This window comes from Pseudomonas uvaldensis (assembly GCF_021271205.1).
Lineage (GTDB): Bacteria > Pseudomonadota > Gammaproteobacteria > Pseudomonadales > Pseudomonadaceae > Aquipseudomonas > Aquipseudomonas uvaldensis.
In genome coordinates this window covers 432028-449145 of sequence record NZ_JAIWKS010000003.1, presented here as the reverse complement: position 1 = coordinate 449145, position 17118 = coordinate 432028, and the positions used below count along the sequence as shown (strand labels likewise).

General features: G+C 61.9%; 17 protein-coding genes. 8 read left to right on the top strand and 9 right to left on the bottom strand.

Annotation, left to right across the window (positions count from 1 at the left end; genetic code table 11):
• The first annotated feature begins 145 nt into the window (after window positions 1-145).
• Genes dapE through LCU97_RS08520 form a run of 3 tightly spaced genes read left to right on the top strand, consistent with a single transcriptional unit; the run spans window position 146 to window position 2532 of the window.
• The gene (gene dapE, locus LCU97_RS08530; RefSeq protein ID WP_053152711.1) at window positions 146-1297 is read left to right on the top strand and encodes a succinyl-diaminopimelate desuccinylase; all 1152 of its coding nucleotides are present in this window, start codon (window positions 146-148) and stop codon (window positions 1295-1297) included.
• Window positions 1297-2106 (top strand): putative RNA methyltransferase, encoded by an 810-nt coding sequence (locus LCU97_RS08525; protein ID WP_053152709.1) that lies wholly within the window; start codon window positions 1297-1299, stop codon window positions 2104-2106. The genes dapE and LCU97_RS08525 overlap by 1 nt, the downstream gene beginning before the upstream one ends.
• A gap of 48 nt (window positions 2107-2154) precedes the next feature.
• A complete protein-coding gene (locus tag LCU97_RS08520; RefSeq protein ID WP_232776120.1) occupies window positions 2155-2532 on the top strand; it encodes a hypothetical protein in 378 nt (125 codons plus the stop codon).
• 144 nt (window positions 2533-2676) lie between these two features.
• On the opposite strand, the gene LCU97_RS08515 is transcribed toward LCU97_RS08520, so the two are convergent.
• Window positions 2677-2886 carry a cold-shock protein gene (locus tag LCU97_RS08515; RefSeq protein WP_053152705.1) on the bottom strand — a complete coding sequence of 70 codons (210 nt, stop codon included), beginning with the start codon at window positions 2884-2886 and terminating at the stop codon, window positions 2677-2679.
• A 221-nt stretch (window positions 2887-3107) separates the two neighbouring features.
• Between LCU97_RS08515 and plsB the strand changes: the two genes are divergently transcribed.
• The 3 genes from plsB to LCU97_RS08500 are packed head-to-tail and all read left to right on the top strand — an operon-like array spanning window position 3108 to window position 6779.
• On the top strand, window positions 3108-5609 hold the full coding sequence (gene plsB, locus LCU97_RS08510) for a glycerol-3-phosphate 1-O-acyltransferase PlsB (protein ID WP_053152704.1): 2502 nt from the start codon (window positions 3108-3110) through the stop codon (window positions 5607-5609).
• A gap of 53 nt (window positions 5610-5662) precedes the next feature.
• Complete coding sequence (locus LCU97_RS08505; protein WP_232776119.1) at window positions 5663-6061, top strand: YbaY family lipoprotein; 399 nt, start codon at window positions 5663-5665, stop codon at window positions 6059-6061.
• A 28-nt stretch (window positions 6062-6089) separates the two neighbouring features.
• Window positions 6090-6779 (top strand): DUF4197 domain-containing protein, encoded by a 690-nt coding sequence (locus tag LCU97_RS08500; RefSeq protein ID WP_232776118.1) that lies wholly within the window; start codon window positions 6090-6092, stop codon window positions 6777-6779.
• A 70-nt stretch (window positions 6780-6849) separates the two neighbouring features.
• Here the strand turns inward: LCU97_RS08500 and LCU97_RS08495 are convergent, their stop codons facing one another.
• Entirely contained in the window at window positions 6850-9915 is a 3066-nt protein-coding gene (locus LCU97_RS08495; RefSeq protein WP_232776117.1) for an efflux RND transporter permease subunit, read from the bottom strand.
• A gap of 5 nt (window positions 9916-9920) precedes the next feature.
• Window positions 9921-11021, bottom strand: coding sequence for an efflux RND transporter periplasmic adaptor subunit (locus tag LCU97_RS08490; RefSeq protein WP_053152696.1), 1101 nt, complete (start codon window positions 11019-11021; stop codon window positions 9921-9923).
• Between the two features lie 93 nt (window positions 11022-11114).
• On the opposite strand from LCU97_RS08490, the gene LCU97_RS08485 reads away from it, so the two are divergent.
• Window positions 11115-11750, top strand: coding sequence for a TetR/AcrR family transcriptional regulator (locus LCU97_RS08485; RefSeq protein WP_053152694.1), 636 nt, complete (start codon window positions 11115-11117; stop codon window positions 11748-11750).
• 111 nt (window positions 11751-11861) lie between these two features.
• Here LCU97_RS08485 and LCU97_RS08480 read toward each other — a convergent pair whose 3' ends face one another.
• On the bottom strand, window positions 11862-12644 hold the full coding sequence (locus tag LCU97_RS08480; RefSeq protein WP_232776116.1) for a class I SAM-dependent methyltransferase: 783 nt from the start codon (window positions 12642-12644) through the stop codon (window positions 11862-11864).
• Between the two features lie 92 nt (window positions 12645-12736).
• On the opposite strand from LCU97_RS08480, the gene LCU97_RS08475 reads away from it, so the two are divergent.
• A complete protein-coding gene (locus LCU97_RS08475) occupies window positions 12737-13357 on the top strand; it encodes a hypothetical protein (RefSeq protein ID WP_053152690.1) in 621 nt (206 codons plus the stop codon).
• A gap of 24 nt (window positions 13358-13381) precedes the next feature.
• Here LCU97_RS08475 and LCU97_RS08470 read toward each other — a convergent pair whose 3' ends face one another.
• The 5 genes from LCU97_RS08470 to tsaB all read right to left on the bottom strand — a co-directional run bounded on the left by LCU97_RS08470 (window position 13382) and on the right by tsaB (window position 17059).
• Window positions 13382-14080, bottom strand: coding sequence for an extensin-like domain-containing protein (locus LCU97_RS08470; RefSeq protein WP_232776115.1), 699 nt, complete (start codon window positions 14078-14080; stop codon window positions 13382-13384).
• Between the two features lie 16 nt (window positions 14081-14096).
• Window positions 14097-14918 (bottom strand): isocitrate lyase/PEP mutase family protein, encoded by an 822-nt coding sequence (locus LCU97_RS08465; RefSeq protein WP_053152685.1) that lies wholly within the window; start codon window positions 14916-14918, stop codon window positions 14097-14099.
• 32 nt (window positions 14919-14950) lie between these two features.
• A complete protein-coding gene (locus LCU97_RS08460) occupies window positions 14951-15811 on the bottom strand; it encodes a DUF72 domain-containing protein (RefSeq protein WP_232776114.1) in 861 nt (286 codons plus the stop codon).
• Window positions 15811-16119, bottom strand: coding sequence for a hypothetical protein (locus LCU97_RS08455; protein WP_232776113.1), 309 nt, complete (start codon window positions 16117-16119; stop codon window positions 15811-15813). The genes LCU97_RS08460 and LCU97_RS08455 overlap by 1 nt, the downstream gene beginning before the upstream one ends.
• A 262-nt stretch (window positions 16120-16381) precedes the next feature.
• The gene (tsaB, locus tag LCU97_RS08450; protein ID WP_232776112.1) at window positions 16382-17059 is read right to left on the bottom strand and encodes a tRNA (adenosine(37)-N6)-threonylcarbamoyltransferase complex dimerization subunit type 1 TsaB; all 678 of its coding nucleotides are present in this window, start codon (window positions 17057-17059) and stop codon (window positions 16382-16384) included.
• Between the last annotated feature and the right edge of the window lie 59 nt (window positions 17060-17118).

Genomic DNA, 17118 nt, shown 5'->3' with positions numbered 1-17118 from the left:
CAACGGCCGGACTCAGACCTGTCGGAGCGGGCTTGCTCGCGAAGGCGGTATATTCAGTCATCTATCAATTGCCTGACACACCGCCTTCGCGAGCAAGCCCGCTCCCACAAGGGTCCCGCCTTTATTCCCTGATCCGGAGCTTTCCATGACGGCCCCCGCCGACCTCTCGCCGACCCTGCAACTCGCCTGCGACCTGATCCGCCGCCCGTCCGTGACGCCGGTGGATGCCGATTGCCAGAAACTGATGATGCAGCGTCTGGGCAACGCGGGCTTTACGCTCGAGCCGATGCGCATCGAAGATGTGGATAACTTCTGGGCCAGCCATGGCAAGCATGACGGACCGGTGCTGTGTTTCGCCGGGCACACCGATGTGGTGCCCACCGGTCCGGTGCAGGCATGGCAGCTCGACCCGTTCGATGCGGTCATCGATGAACACGGCATGCTCTGTGGCCGTGGCGCAGCGGACATGAAAGGCAGCCTGGCGGCCATGGTGGTGGCAGCCGAACGTTTCGTCGCCGATTACCCGGACCACAAGGGCTCGGTGACTTTCCTGATCACCAGCGATGAAGAAGGCCCGGCACACCACGGCACCAAAGCCGTCGTGGAGCGCCTCAAGGCCCGCCAGGAGCGACTGGACTGGTGCATCGTCGGCGAACCGTCGAGCACCACCCTCGTGGGCGACGTAGTGAAGAACGGCCGACGCGGCTCCCTCGGCGCCAAATTGACCGTGCGCGGTAAGCAGGGCCACGTGGCTTATCCACACCTGGCGAAAAACCCGATCCACCTGGCCGCGCCAGCCCTGGCGGAATTGGCCGCGGAACATTGGGATCATGGCAACGACTTCTTCCCGCCCACCAGTTTCCAGATCTCCAACCTCAACGCCGGTACCGGCGCCACCAACGTGATCCCCGGTGAGCTGGAGGCAGTGTTCAATTTCCGTTTCTCGACCGAATCCACCGTCGAAGGCCTGCAACAGCGCGTCGCCGACATTCTCGACAAGCATCAATTGGACTGGCACATCGACTGGGCGCTGTCCGGCCTGCCGTTCCTCACCGAACCGGGTGCGTTGTTGGACGCCGTATCGTCGAGCATCAGGGACGTCACCGGCCGCGAAACCCACGCGTCCACCAGCGGCGGCACCTCCGATGGTCGCTTCATCGCCACCATGGGCACCCAAGTGGTGGAGCTGGGACCAGTCAACGCGACCATCCACCAGGTCAATGAGCGTGTGCTGGCAGCCGATCTCGACGTGCTGACCGAGATTTACTACAAGACGCTGATCAAGTTGCTCGCCTGATGCTCGCCTGTCCGATCTGCAGTGAACCGCTCAATTCGGTGGATAATGGTGTGGCCTGCCCGGCCGGCCATCGGTTCGACCGCGCACGCCAGGGCTACCTGAACCTTTTGCCGGTGCAGCACAAGAACAGTCGCGACCCGGGCGACAACCAGGCCATGGTCGAAGCCCGTCGCGATTTCCTCAACGCCGGGCACTACGCGCCGGTGGCCCGGCGGCTCGCCGAGCTGGCCGCAGAACGAGCGCCGGGGCGTTGGCTGGACATTGGCTGTGGCGAGGGTTACTACACCGCGCAGATCGCCGACGCCTTGCCCGAGGCCGATGGCTACGCCTTGGATATCTCCCGCGAGGCGGTCAAGCGCGCCTGCAAACGCAACCCGCGCCTGACCTGGTTGATCGCCAGCATGGCCCGGGTTCCGCTGGCGGACGGTTGCTGTCAGTTCCTGGCGAGCGTGTTCAGCCCATTGGACTGGGAGGAAGCCAAGCGCCTGCTCAGCCCCGGTGGCGGCCTGATGAAAGTCGGCCCCACCCGCGGCCACCTGATGGAACTGCGCGAGCGGCTGTATGACGAAGTGCGCGAATACACCGATGATAAGCATTTGGCCCTGGTGCCGGCGGGCATGGCGCTGGATCACAGCGAAACCCTGGAATTCAAGCTCACGCTCGACAACGGCCAGGACCGCGCCAATCTGCTGGCGATGACGCCCCACGGCTGGCGCGCCAGCGCCGAACGCCGCACCAGCGTGATCGAACAGGCCGAGCCGTTCGAGGTCACCGTGTCGATGCGCTACGATTATTTCGTTCTTCAATAACCGATCAAATCCGCGAATGGATTTTTCAAGACCGCAGCGAGGACATCCATGCGCCAACCCGATATCGAGATTTACCTCAAGGACGCCGACGTCGACCACAAGGCCATCGCCGCCTGGCTGAGCCAGGCCCTGGGCCCGTGCAGCGACTGGACCCAGAAGGGCCAGACCTACAAATGCAAGGCCGGCAACATCCCGGTTACCTGGCTGCCCAAGGCCGTCGGCAAATGGAACAGCCTGTACCTGGAAAGCGACCAGACCCCATGGGACGACGACATCGCCTGCGCCCGCGCCGCCTACGCCGCGCTGAACGTCGAAGTGCGCTGCGCGCCCGGTTCGTGGGTGGAAGAGGAAGGCGAGGATTCAGCTGATCGCTGGATTCGGATCAGTGCCGATGGGGAAGAGGAGATTACCTGGCGAACGGCTTGAGGTAGTCTGCTTCAATGTGAACGCAGATCTCATGTGGGAGCGGGCTTGCTCGCGAATGCAGTGTGTCAGGCAATGAAAGTATCGACTGACACACTGCATTCGCGAGCAAGCCCGCTCCCACAATGAGTTCTGTGTAATCAGGGTTTACAACCCCACCACATCCTCAGCCTGCAAGCCCTTCTGCCCTTCCACCACCGCGTATTCGACCTTCTGGCCTTCGGTCAGCGAACGGTGGCCTTCGCCACGGATCGCACGGTAATGCACGAATACGTCTGCTCCGCCCTCACGCTGGATGAAGCCGTAGCCTTTCGCGTCGTTGAACCACTTCACGTTGCCGGTTTCACGTGCTGCCATGATGCTCACTCCCATTCTTATTTTTAGGTCGGCTGTTCGAACTTTCGCCACCGTCCAGCCGTCCATGAGGGAGGCGGAGGCAGCCAGCCGACCGAGTATAAGACAGCCGCAAAAACTCTCAACTGACTTTACTTCGCCGCTTTTTTGCCGATTTTCGATGAATCCTGCAAACTAGCGAGCCCGAGCATCCGCTCGGTTTCATCCACTCACGCAGAAGCCGTATGACCCGTTCTCCGCTCCGCCGTCTTGTGTTTGGCACCCTGCGCCGACTGCTGTACCTCTGGGTTCGCTCCGAAACGATCAACCAGTCGTCCTTCACCCTCAATCTCGACCGCAGCCGTCCGGTGTTCTACGTCCTGCAAGACCCTTCGCTCACCGACCTGGCGGTGCTCGACACCGAGTGCACCAAGGCCGGCCTGCCCCGTCCGGTATTGCCGGTGTCGGTGGGCCAGCTGTTGGAACCGGCGGCATTTTTCTATCTGACACCGGCCCCGGACTGGCTCGGGCGCCAGGACAAACGCGGCGCGCCGCCAACGCTGACGCGGCTGGTCAACGTGCTGAGCCATGACGCCGCCGAAGATGCGCAGATCATTCCCGTGAGCGTGTTCTGGGGCCAATCACCGGACAGCGAGTCCAGCCCGTGGAAGCTGTTGTTCGCCGACAGCTGGGCGGTCACCGGGCGTCTGCGCCGCCTGTTGAGCATCATGATCCTGGGTCGCAAGACCCGCGTGCAGTTCTCCGCGCCGATCCACCTGCGCGAGCTGATCGAGCACGACAAGGGCCACGAACGTACCGTGCGCATGGCCCAGCGGATTTTGCGGGTGCATTTTCGCAACTTGAAAGCAGCAGTGATCGGGCCCGATATTTCCCACCGACGCAACCTGGTCAAAGGGTTGGTGAACCAGCCGCTGGTCAAGCAGGCGATTGCCGACGAGGCCGAACGGGAAAAGATTTCTGCCGAGAAAGCCAAGGCCCAGGCCCTGCGCTACGGCAACGAAATCGCCTCGGACTACACCTACACCGCGATCCGCTTCCTCGAAGTGGTGCTGAGCTGGTTCTGGAACAAGATCTACGATGGCATCAAGGTCAACCACATCGAGAATGTGCAAGCGATCGCGCCCGGTCACGAGGTCATCTATGTGCCCTGCCACCGTAGCCATATCGATTACCTGTTGCTGTCGTACCTGCTGTTCCGCAACGGCCTGACGCCACCGCACATTGCCGCCGGCATCAACCTGAACATGCCGGTCATCGGTGGCCTGCTGCGCCGTGGCGGAGCGTTTTTCATGCGCCGTACGTTCAAGGGCAACCCGCTCTACACCGCTGTGTTCAACGAATACCTGCACACGCTGTTCACCAAGGGCTTCCCGGTGGAGTACTTCGTCGAGGGCGGTCGCTCACGCACCGGACGCATGCTGCAACCCAAGACCGGCATGCTCGCCATCACCCTGCGCAGCTTCCTGCGCTCATCGCGCACGCCCATCGTGTTCGTGCCGGTCTACATTGGCTATGAGCGGGTACTGGAAGGCCGCACCTACCTGGGCGAACTGCGCGGAGCCAGCAAGAAGAAGGAATCGATCTTCGATATCTTCAAGGTCATCGGCGCCCTCAAGCAACGCTTCGGCCAGGTGGCAGTGAACTTCGGCGAACCGATCAAGCTGGCCGAATTCCTCGACGGTGAGCAGCCCGGCTGGCGCCAGCAGGAACTCGGCCCGCAATTCAAGCCGGCCTGGCTCAACGCAACCACCCATCGCCTGGGCGAGCGCGTGGCGCGGCACCTGAACGAAGCCGCCGCGATCAACCCGGTCAACCTTGTGGCGTTGGCCCTGCTGTCCACCAGCCGCCTGGCCCTGGACGACCGCGCCATGGCCCGTGTATTGGATTTATACCTGGCGTTGCTACGCAAAGTGCCGTATTCGCCCCACACCACCCTGCCCGCGGGCGACGGCCGGGCGTTGATCGAGCACGTCAAGGGCATGGACCTGCTGTCGGAACAGAGCGATGCCCTCGGCAAGATCCTGTACCTAGACGAGCAGAACGCGGTATTGATGACCTACTACCGCAACAATGTGCTGCACATCTTTGCCCTGCCGGCGTTACTGGCCAGTTTCTTCCAGAGCACTTCGCGCATGAGCCGCGAGCAGATCCTGCGCTACACCCACGCGTTGTACCCATACCTGCAATCGGAGCTGTTCATCCGCTGGTCGCCGGAAGAACTCGACGGTGTAGTCGACCAGTGGCTCGAAGCGTTCGTCGAACAAGGCCTGCTGCGTTTCGAAAAGGACCTGTACCTGCGCCCGGCCCCGAGCTCGCGGCACTTCGTGCTGTTGACGCTGCTGTCCAAGAGCATCGCCCAAACCTTGCAGCGCTTCTACATGACCGTCTCGCTGCTGCTCAACAGCGGCCAGAACAGCATCAGCGCCGAGGAACTGGAAGATCTCTGTACCGTGATGGCCCAGCGCCTGTCGATCCTCCATGGCCTGAACGCCCCGGAGTTCTTCGACAAGAGCCTGTTCCGCCACTTCATCCAGACCCTGCTGGACCTCGACGTGCTGCGCCGGGACGAAGCGGGCAAGCTAAGCTATCACGAGCTGTTGGGCGAACTGGCCGAAGGCGCCGCGAAACGGGTGCTGCCGGCGGAGATTCGCCTGTCGATCCGCCAAGTGGCGTTGCATCGCAGTGAAGACGCGGCGGATCAGGTTGCCCCGGTGTCCCGGGACTGATCTTCCCACAGGCGCCAGTTCATCGACTGGCGCCTTCAATCAAGGACCGCCCCATGAACAAGCTTCTTATCATTGCCCTCGCCGCACTCCTCAGTGCCTGCTCCAGCGCGCCGCTGGCGGGCAAGCACAGCCTCGACGGCGAAGTGTTTTATCTGCAACGCATCGCCCTGCCCCCCTCCGCGATCTTGAGCGTGAGCCTGCAGGACGTATCCCTGGCCGATGCCCCGGCCGTGGTGCTCGATGAACAGAGCGGCCCGGTCAACGGCCAGGTCCCGCTGCCGTTCCACCTCAGTTATGATCCGGCCCAGGTCAAGCCAGGCCATCGTTATGCCGTCAGCGCTCGGATCGAAGTCGACGGCCAACTGATGTTCGTCACCACCGAACAACACACCGTGCACCTCGATGGCAACGATCCACAGCCGTTGAAGATCCGCGTCAACGCGGCACGCTGATTCCTTTTACTTCACCAAGGACGCTCTCATGTTCCGTTCCACCCTGCGTTTCACCGGCCTGTGCGCCGGCCTGTTGTTCGGCGCCCATGCCATGGCCCTGTCCCTGGGCGATCTGTCGCAATCGGATGCCACGGGCGGTCTCAAGGATGCCTTGACCCAAGGCGCACAAATCGCGGTCAAGCAACTGGGCACGCCCGGCGGTTTCAGCAACAACCCGGACGTGAAGATCGAATTGCCGGGCAAGCTCGGTAAAGTTGCCAGCAAGATGAAAGCTTTCGGCATGGGCGATCAGGTCGATCAGCTGGAAACCAGCATGAACCAGGCTGCCGAGGCCGCGGTTGTCCAGGCCCAGCCGATCTTGGTCAACGCAGTGAAAAACATGAGCGTGAACGACGCCAAGGCTATTCTGAGCGGTGGCAACGATTCAGCCACCCAGTACCTGAACAAGAGCAGCCGCGAACAGATCCGCGCCAAGTTCCTGCCTATCGTCAAGCAAGCCACCGACAAGGTCGACCTGGCCCAGAAATACAACGCCTTCGCCGGCCAGGCCGCGACCTTCGGTGTGCTGGATGCGAAAAGCGCCAACGTCGAAAACTACGTGACCGAGCAAGCGTTGGATGGCTTGTTCGAAATGATCGGCAAGCAGGAAGCCACCATTCGCAAGAACCCGGCAGCGGCGGCGACCAGTCTGGCGAAGAAGGTGTTCGGCGCGCTCTGACACCTAGCACAAAACACCTGTGGGAGCAGGCTCGCTCCCACATTGTTTTTTGGCGGTCAGAGAACTGCAGTCAGGTTTTCTTGACCCTGAACCACGCCGCATACAACGCTGGCAGGAACAGCAGCGTCAACGCCGTCGCCACAATCAGCCCGCCCATGATTGCCACGGCCATCGGGCCGAAGAACAGGCTGCGTGACAGCGGGATCATCGCCAGTACGGCCGCCAGTGCGGTAAGCACGATAGGCCGGAAGCGACGCACCGTGGCTTCGATGATCGCCTGCCACGGCGTGAGGCCGGCCTCGATGTCCTGTTCGATCTGATCCACCAGGATCACCGAGTTGCGCATGATCATCCCCGACAGCGCAATGGTGCCCAGCATGGCGACGAAGCCGAACGGCTGGCGGAATACCAGCAAAAACAGCGTCACGCCGATCAGCCCCAGGGGCGCCGTGAGAAAGACCATGGCCGTACGCGAGAAACTGCGCAGTTGCAACATCAGCAGCGTCAACACCACCACGATGAACAGCGGTACACCGGCGTTCACCGATTTCTGGCCACGGGTCGAGTCCTCGACCGTGCCCCCGACCTCCAGCAAATAGCCGTCCGGCAATTCGGCCTGAATCGGTTCCAGTGTCGGGAAGATCTGCTGCACCAGCGTCGCCGGCTGCTCCTTGCCGTAGATATCGGCCCGCACGGTCACGCTCGGTAGCCGGTTGCGGTGCCAGATCACACCTTCTTCGAAGCCGTACTCCAACGTTGCGATCTGCGACAGCGCCACGCTGGCGCCATTCTCGGTGGGCACCGCCAGGCTTGGCAGCAGCGACAGTTCGGTGCGTTCGTGCACGGTGCCACGCAGCAGGATCTCGATCAGCTCGTTGTCTTCCCGGTACTGGCTGACGCTGGAGCCGATGAGGGAGCTTTGCAGGAATTTCGACAAGTCGACGGTGCTCACACCCAAGGCCCGGGCACGCTCTTGATCGATATTCAGGTACACGACCTTGCTCGGTTCTTCCCAATCCAGATGCACATTGGCCACATAGGGATTCTCGCGAACCTTCGTCGCCACTTTGCGTGCCAGGGCGCGGACCTGCTCGATATGTTCGCCGGTGACCCGGAACTGCACCGGGTAACCCACCGGCGGTCCGTTCTCCAGGCGCGTGACCCGTGAGCGCAGGGTCGGGAATTGCTCGTTCAGCGTGGTGATCAGCCAACTGCGCAACGGCTCACGGTCCTCGATGGTCTTGGCCAGCACCACGAATTGGGCGAAGCTCGACGCCGGTAACTGTTGATCCAGCGGCAAGTAGAAGCGCGGTGAACCAGTACCGACATAGGCCACATAATTGTCGATGCCCGGATGGTCCTTGAGCATGGCTTCAAGGCGCTTGACCTGCTCGGCGGTGTTGCTCAGGGAGGCACCCTCCTCAAGCTTCAGGTCCACCATAAGCTCCAGCCGGCCCGACGCCGGGAAGAACTGCTGCGGAACGAAACGGAACAGCACCACCGAGCCCAAGAACAGCAGCACAGTCAACATGATCACGGTTTTGCGTCGCCGTACGCACCACTCCACCAGTCTCCGGACACGCTGGTAGAACGGGGTGGCGTAAGGGTCCGGATGCCCGTCACCGGTGCCGTGCTTGGCCGCATGAATTTTCGCCAGGTCCGGCAGGAGTTTTTCCCCCAAGTAAGGCACGAACACCACCGCCGCCACCCAGGACGCTACCAGCGCGAGGGTCACGACCTGGAAGATCGAACGGGTGTATTCGCCGGTGCCCGATTGCGCCGTGGCGATCGGCAGGAAGCCCGCCGCCGTGATCAGCGTACCGGTGAGCATCGGGAACGCCGTGCTGGTCCAGGCGAAGCTGGCGGCCTTGATCCGGTCGAAGCCCTGCTCCATTTTGATTGCCATCATCTCGACTGCAATGATGGCATCGTCCACCAGCAGCCCCAGCGCCAAGACCAACGCGCCCAGGGAAATCTTGTGCAGGCCGATCCCCAGGTAATACATCGCTGCGAAAGTCATCGCCAGCACCAGCGGAATCGCCAGGGCCACCACCATCCCGGTGCGCAGCCCCAGGGAGAAGAAGCTCACCAGCAACACGATGACCAATGCTTCCACCAGCACCCGGACGAACTCGCCGACGCCTGTCTTCACGGCCGCCGGCTGGTCAGACACCTTGCGCAGCTGCATGCCGGCCGGGAGATTGTTCTGGATTCGAGCGAACTCGGCCTCCAGGGCCTTGCCCAGGATCAGGATGTCGCCACCTTCCTTCATGGCCACGGCCAGGCCGATGGCGTCTTCGCCCATGAAACGCATGCGTGGCGCGGGTGGATCGTTGAATCCACGACGCACATCCGCCACATCGTCGATACGGAACGTACGGTCGCCGACCCGGATCGGAAAGCGACGGATCTCTTCTACCGTCTGGAAATTCCCCGATACGCGCAGTTGCAACCGTTCCGTGCCCGTTTCGAAGAAGCCGGCGGTGGACACCGCATTCTGTTCTTCGAGGGCCTGCTGAACGGCTGCCAAAGGCAAGCCCAGAGTCGCCAGCTTCACGTTTGACAGCTCGATCCAGATCTTCTCGTCCTGCAGGCCGATCAGCTCGACCTTGCCCACGTCTTTGACCCGTTGCAATTGGATCTGCACGCGGTCGGCGTAGTCCTTGAGCACGCCGTAGTCGAAGCCGTCGCCGGTCAGGGCGTAGATATTGCCGAAGGTGGTCCCGAACTCGTCGTTGAAGAACGGTCCCTGAATGCCCGGCGGCAAGGTATGGCGAATGTCGCTGACCTTCTTGCGGATCTGGTACCACAGCTCGGGGATCTGCGCGGAATGCAGCGAGTCGCGGGCCATGAACGTTACCTGGGATTCGCCCGGGCGGGAGAAAGAAACGATGCGCTCGTAGTCGCCGGTTTCCATCAGCTTCTTTTCGATGCGCTCGGTCACCTGACGGGACACTTCCTCGGCCGTGGCGCCCGGCCAGTTGGTGCGGATGACCATGGCCTTGAAGGTAAACGGCGGGTCTTCACTCTGGCCCAACTTGGTGTAGGAAAGGGCACCAACGATAGCCAGCAACAGCATCAGGAACAGTACGATCTGGCGGTTACGCAGCGCCCATTCGGAAAGATTGAAACCCATCGGGATTACTCCTTGGCCGCCAGATTGACCACGCGGTTGGAGCGATCCACCGGCCGTACCTGCTGGCCGTCGAGGAGCACATGCACGCCGGCCGCCACCACCCAATCATTGGGGTTCAGGCCTTCAAGCACCGGCACGGTCTTTTCGCCGAAGGCGCCAACGCGCACCGGGACTTTTTTCAGCGTGTTGTCGGGGTTGACCACCCAGACATAGGTCGCGCCGTTCTCGGCGGTGAGCGCCGAAAGTGGAACCGACAGTGGCACCTTGTCCGCGGCCTGGATAAACACCCGCGCACTCTGGCCCAGCTCAGCCGGAACGCTGCCCGACGTGAACGCTACGCGAGCAGCGAACGTTCGGGATTTGGGGTCCGCTGCCGGCGAGAGTTCTCGAATATGCCCACTGAAGCGCTGATCGGGCTGACTCCACAGCTCCACCGAGACAGGCTGACCAATCTTGAACCGACCGAAACTCTGTTCCGGCAGGCTGATCAGCACTTCACGTTCGCCATCGGTGGCCAGGGTGAAGACGGTCTGCCCGGCCGACACCACCTGTCCGACTTCCACCGAACGCCGCGCCACCACACCATCCTGGGGCGCGCGCAGGACCGAATAGCTGGCCTGGTTGTTGGCGACGTCGAATTCGGCCTGGATCTGCTTGAGCCGGGCAGCGCCGGAACGGTAGAGATTTTCGGCGTTGTCGTACTGCGAGCGACTGACCATCTGCCGATCCAGCAAGGTCTTGTAGCGGTCACGTTCAGCACGCACCAGGTTGAGATTAGCCTCGGCGGCGGCGACCTGGGCCCGGGTAGCTTCCAGTTGCAGGCGCACATCCTGGGGGTCCAGTTCGGCCAGCGGTTGATTGGCCTTGACCCGCTGGCCTTCTTCGACCAGTCGTCGGCTCACTTTACCGCCGATGCGAAACGCCAGGTCCGGCTCGAAACGAGCCCGCACTTCGCCGGGATAGCTTTGCGTCGCCTGAGCCGAAGGCTCCGGTTTGACCACCATGGCGGGGCGCACGGCGACGGACACCGGCTCGTCATGGCCACACGCAGACAATAAAAAAACCAGGCTGACTGGTAGGGCGAGGGACGACGCATAGCGGAACATGACGAGAGACCTTTCGCTAAGGGTGCTTGGAATAATTATACTGGCGAGTATGTTATTAATAGCAAACTCACCAGTCCAGTATTAAAGCGAAGAATGTCGAACAATCTTTCCCCGCCCAGCGGCCCTGGCCGTCCGAAGGATCTGGCCAAGCGCCAGGCCATTCTCGATGCGGCAAAACGGCTGTTTCTCAGTATGGGATATGCCAGCACCAGCATGGACGCGGTGGCCGCCGAGGCGGGCGTGTCGAAGCTGACGGTCTATAGCCATTTCAACGACAAGGAAACACTGTTTTCCGCTGCCGTGATCGCCAAGTGTGAAGAGCAGGTACCGCCGCTGTTTTTCGAATGGCCTGAAGGCGTGCCGATTGAAAACGTCCTGCTGAACATCGCCCGTGGCTTCCATCAACTGATCAGCAGCGCTGAATCGGTGAATCTGCACCGGCTGATCATGGCCCTGGGCAGCCAGGATCCGAAACTCTCGACGATTTTCTACGAAGCCGGTCCACAGCGGATGCTCTGCGGCATGGAACGGTTGTTGGGCAAGATGAGCCAGAGTGGCGCCCTGTCCATCGACAAACCCCGCCATGCCGCCGAGCATTTCTTCTGCCTGATCAAGGGTGCACCGAATTTCCGGCTGTTGTACGGCTGCGGCGCGCCGCTGGACGCCGAAGCGGCCGAGGCCCATGTGCGGGAAGTGGTGGGGTTGTTCATGCGGGCTTATCGCCCTTAGGTATTGGGTGGCTGGAAGGGCCTGTGGGAGCAAAGCTTGCTCGCGATAGCAGCTTCGCATTCAACATTCATACTGGCTGGTCCGCTATCGCGAGCAAGCTTTGCTCCCACATCAGGGCTTGAGCGCCTTCTTGGGATAGATATCGTAACGACTGGACTTGCCCTCCAGCCCATGGCTCGGCTTAGGTCCTTCGATGCACGGCGCCTTGCGTGGGCGCTTGACCACCACCCGATGGGTCGCCAGGGCCAGGGCCGCCGCCAGCAATGCAGGGGCATCTGTGTCATCCCCCACCAGAGGACGGAACAGACGCATCTCCTTCTTCACCAGTGCGGTTTTCTCACGGTGGGGAAACATCGGGTCCAGGTAGATCACCTGGGGCGGCTCGCCTTCCCAGTTACGCATCAACTCGATGGAATTGCCCTTGAGCAGGCGCATACGAGCCACAATGGGGGCCACGTCGAAATCCTCGGCCCCACGAGCCAGCCCGTCCTCCAGCAAGGCACCGATCAGTGGCTGGCGCTCGATCAGGCTCATGTCACAGCCGAGGCTGGCCAGCACGAAGGCGTCCTTGCCCAGCCCGGCCGTGGCATCAAGCACGCGTGGACGTACACCCTGGGCGATACCGACCGCCTTGGCGATCATCTGCCCGCTGCCGCCGCCATACAACCGGCGATGAGCCGCCCCGCCCTCGACGAAATCCACCCGCACCGGCCCCGGCGCATCCGGCCCCAATTGCTGCAATTGCAGCCCCTGCTCGCCGATCTGCAAGGCAAACTCGCTCTCATCCACCTGAAGGGGCAGCCCAAGCCGCTGGGCCCAATGCTCAGCCTGAGGCTGGAAGGCCGGGGCCAGGGCCTGGACGTGGATGCGGCAGGCCGCAGGTTGCTCGCTCATGGAAAACACACTCAAAAAATTAAGGATCGGCAAAAACGGCCGATAACAACGGTGAACGGCATTTTGCCAGAGCTGAGCGTCGACCGAAAAAAATGTCAGACATTCAATCCACATCGATAGGCGTTATCTCCCCTTACGGCGATTACAGCCTGCGTAACACCCAAGCGCTGAGCGGTGTCAGTCACCTGTGGCAGGATTTCTTTGCCCGGGCCCTGGCCGATCAACTGGGTGAAAACGCACCGGCGCCTGGCAGCTATCAGCCCGTCGCCCTCGATGAAGCGGTTGAACCGACCCTCGGCGCCGAGTTGCTGGATCACATCGTCAGCCAACGCACTCTCGACGTGAAAGACACCCCGGTCAAACCACCGGAGCCGTTGTTCCTGCCCATCGCTGAGTTCGAACTCGACTTGCTGGACAAACCGTTCCCACCCTTCCCGCCGGAAGAGATCACCGCCCAGCAAAAACAGCAGAACTTCGAGAGCCACTGGGTTCGCCCGATCGTCCTCGCCGCCGGCCAACCGCTGCCCGAACCTGGCCCGGCTCCACAGCCACGCCCGCTGCACCTGCCGATTGCCGAGTTCGAACTGGACCTGCTGGACAAGCCCTTCCCGCCATTCCCGGAAGAAGAAATCGTGGCCCAGCAGAAAGCCCTGGATTTCGATACCCGCTGGGCACGCCCGATCGTATTGCAGAACCTGCGTATCGCCGCCTGACGGGTGCCCTGTACACAAATACTTCTACCGACAGATCCACCACGGCCCCACGTCCAGATGGAAATGGTTGCGGTGCGCCGCGTTGTAATCCGGGCTCAAGACCACACTGAACATGTCACAGGCGCCGTCGCGTACCTGGCGCAGGAAGCGAGCGTCGTTGCCGTCCTTCGGCCAATCCCTGAGCACGCTGATCGTGCGACCGTTCGCCAGGCGAAACCCAGCGATGTCCAACGCACTGGCCGTGGCATGCTGGCTGCGCGCACCGGTTTCCCGACCGTACATGTTGCGGCAGGCGAAACTGCCCAGGTGATCCACCCGCGTCACTTTCTGCCCGTAGGCACCTATAGCCGCCGGCTGCAATGCATGGCGCTCGAACAGGGCGAACGCCACCGCCAACGGACAACTGGCCAGGAAGCTGCTGCTCAATGCAACCTCGCCACCCTGCACCCTCAACACGTTGGTCAGCGGACAATCAGACTTGGCGCCACTGTCGGCCTGGCGAGCGGTCCGCAACCCGGATGTCGCGAGGGCCTGGTCGCACAGCTGCGGGTCGTTGCGCAGGGCCATGAGCTTGTAGCGGGTCAGCAGGTTCGGCGGGACGTTGACATCCAGGGGCGCCCAGGGATTCCACTGCGGCGGCAGCGACAGCCAACCCCGCCATACCGCGAATAACGCAACGCCCACCAACAGCCCCACCACCAGCAAACCTTTTAGAACCCGCACGGCCATGCCTCGATCATCAGCCCTTGAACAGCTCGTTGGCCTGCTTGAACGGCATCGAGCGTTTTGTAAAGGTGAACGTGCCCTGCTGCTGGATTTCCTCGGCAGCGCGGAAGAATTCGCCATACGCCGCCAGGGCCAGGGCCGAACCGACGCTGATACGCTTGACGCCCAATTCGCTCAGCTGCGCAACCGTCAAGTCCAGCGCCCCGGACATCAACACGTTGACCGGCTTCGGTGCCACGGCCTGAACCACGGCGAGCACTTGCTCGGCAGTGCTTAACCCCGGGGCATACAACACATCGGCACCTGCGTCGGCGAACGCCTTCAATCGACGAATCGTGTCATCCAGATCGGGATTGCCGTGCAGGAAGTTTTCCGCGCGGGCCGTCAGCAGGAAAGGAAACGGCAGGCTGCGCACCGCGTCGGCTGCGGCCTTGATCCGCGCCACGGCATGGTCGAAGCAATAGATCGGGCTTTCTTCGCGCCCCGTGGCATCTTCGATGGATCCCCCGACCGCACCGGCGTGCGCCGCACGAAGCAGGTTGCGGGCGCAATCCTCGGGCCCATCGGCAAAGCCGTTCTCCAGGTCGACCGCCACCGGCAAGTCAGTGGCCGCCACGATGGCCCGGACATTGGCAAGCGTGTCCTCCAGCGCCAGGGCACCATCGGGCCGGGCCAGGGAGAAAGCAAAACCGGCACTGGTGGTCGCCAGCGCCTCGAAACCGAGCGTTGCCAGCATTTTCGCGGAACCGGCATCCCACGGATTGGGAATGACAAAGGCCCCTTCGCGTTCATGCAAGGCCTTGAACGCCTGGGCTCGACGGGTTTGTGCATCCATGAATGTCGCTCCTGAGCAGAGAAGATATCGCCTCAGAGCAAACCCAGTTGCTCGGCGGCGGGCTCTCTGTATAGCTCAGGCAGGGCCGGCAGGCCAGGCAATCGAGACATCAATCGCCGGTGGAAATGTTGTGCGAGTTTCGCCGCCAGCAGGTTATCGGAGGTATGCAAGAAGATATAAGGCGTACGCCCTTCTTCGATCCAGCCGGCGATTTTCTCCACCCAGGGCGTCAGGAACGGCTCGTTGGCCTCCAGCACCGGATGACCGATGAAACGCACTTGCGGGTATTGGGTGAAAGCTGCCGGGCGGGGCGGCACCCGTGGCTTCTTCGATTGAGCATGGAGCACCGCCGGATCGGTCGAGGTGCAACTGAACAAAGCCCGTGGGTCGAGGCAGATGCGCTCTACGCCACGGTCCAGCAACAAGCGATTGAGACGCCGCTCGGCATCGCCTTTGGCGAAGAATTCATCGTGGCGGACTTCTACCGCCAGAGGACGCTGCAAGGCGTCGATGAACCCGGCCAACTCGGGCAGTCGATTCGGGGTGAAGGCCTTGGACAGTTGCAGCCAGAACGGCGAGACACGCTCGCCCAAGGGGCTGAGCAGTTGCAGGAACGTGTCGACCGCCACCGGGTGCTCGCGCAAGTCGCCAACGTGGCTGATATCACCGGGAAACTTGGCGGTGAAGCGAAAATGCTCAGGCATGACATCGGCCCAGCGCTGCACGATAGCCGCTGACGGGCTCGCGTAGAAGGTGGTGTTGCCTTCCACGGCGTTGAACACTTGAGCGTAGAGATTCAGGAAATCGGAGCTTCTGGCATCCTGGGGATAAAGGTAATCGCGCCAGGCGTTTTCGCTCCAGGACGGACAGCCCAGGTAATAAGGCAATACCATCAGATGTAGAGGTCGAGCCCCAGCACTTCCATATCCCAGTCGACGAAACCGGCGGTGCTCAAGTAGCTCGCCAAGGCCGTCGCCACGCTTCGAGTCATGGCGCGATGGTAAATCATGTCTTGCTGGCGGGCGGGAAGATTGCTCAGGCGCTGTGCGGAGGCTTTGGCGGCACGGGCAGCCAATTGCTCTTCAGACGGAAACTCCAGTTCGCCATCGAGGTCGTCGAAGGTCTCCTGATCAGCGATCTTGCCCGTACGGGGCCTGCGCTTGATGGGATAGGACTGAGAAGAAACGCCGTCTATACGCATAACAGAATGCTCGGTATCAATGATGGCAATTTAGCGGCACTTTTAAAGCCGCGCAAATGCGCAAGTGATAACTAGAACACATAAAGGCCAAAAGGTTTAAAAACCGGGTAAAAAAATGACGACTGGTAATATTGGGTGTGACTTTTGGGGTGCAGTTCATTTTGTGGGAGCAAGGCTTGCCCGCGATCAAGGCACTTCGGTTTCATGACAAACCGCATCAATCCATCGCGGGCAAGCCTTGCTCCTACACACCGACACCGCTTTACCGTTCGGACTTGGGCGTGGCGACCTTGTCCCGCAGGTAAACCGGCTGGGCATCATCGGCCGGAATGGCTTCGCCACGCTCCCAGGCAAAACGCGCCAGGGTGAGCAGGTCTTCGGCGTGAGGCAACGAGGTGACGTCCTGGCCGCTGAGCTTCACGGCAATTCGCTCGCCGTAGCCCCAACCGGTGCCGGCGCCGAACCACTCCCCCTCGGCGCCTGCCGGCAACGCCGCGACTTCGGGTGGCAGAACCGCTTCGGCCCCCACCAGGCGCATCTCGCCAGCGGTTTCCCGGTAGCAGCCCCAGTACACCTCATCCATGCGCGCATCGATGGCAGCCGCCACCTGACGGGCGCCATGCTCGCGCAATGCCCGCTGGGCCAGCACCGCCAGGTTCGAGACGGGCAGCACCGGGCGCTCCAGGGCAAACGCCAGCCCCTGCACCACGCCGATGGCGATGCGCACGCCGGTGAAGGCCCCTGGGCCACGACCGAAGGCAATTGCATCCACCGCCTGCAAGGTCGTGCCGGCATCGCTGAGCAATTGCTGGATCATCGGCAACAGTTTCTGGGCATGCAGGCGCGGAATCACCTCGTAATGGCTCGTGACCTTGCCGTCGTGCAGCAAGGCAACGGAGCAAGCTTCAGTCGCGGTGTCCAGGGCCAGCAAGGTGCTCATCGGTGTGTCCGTCAATCAGGTAGGAAAAAGTGCGCCAGTATAAACAACTCCGGCCCGCA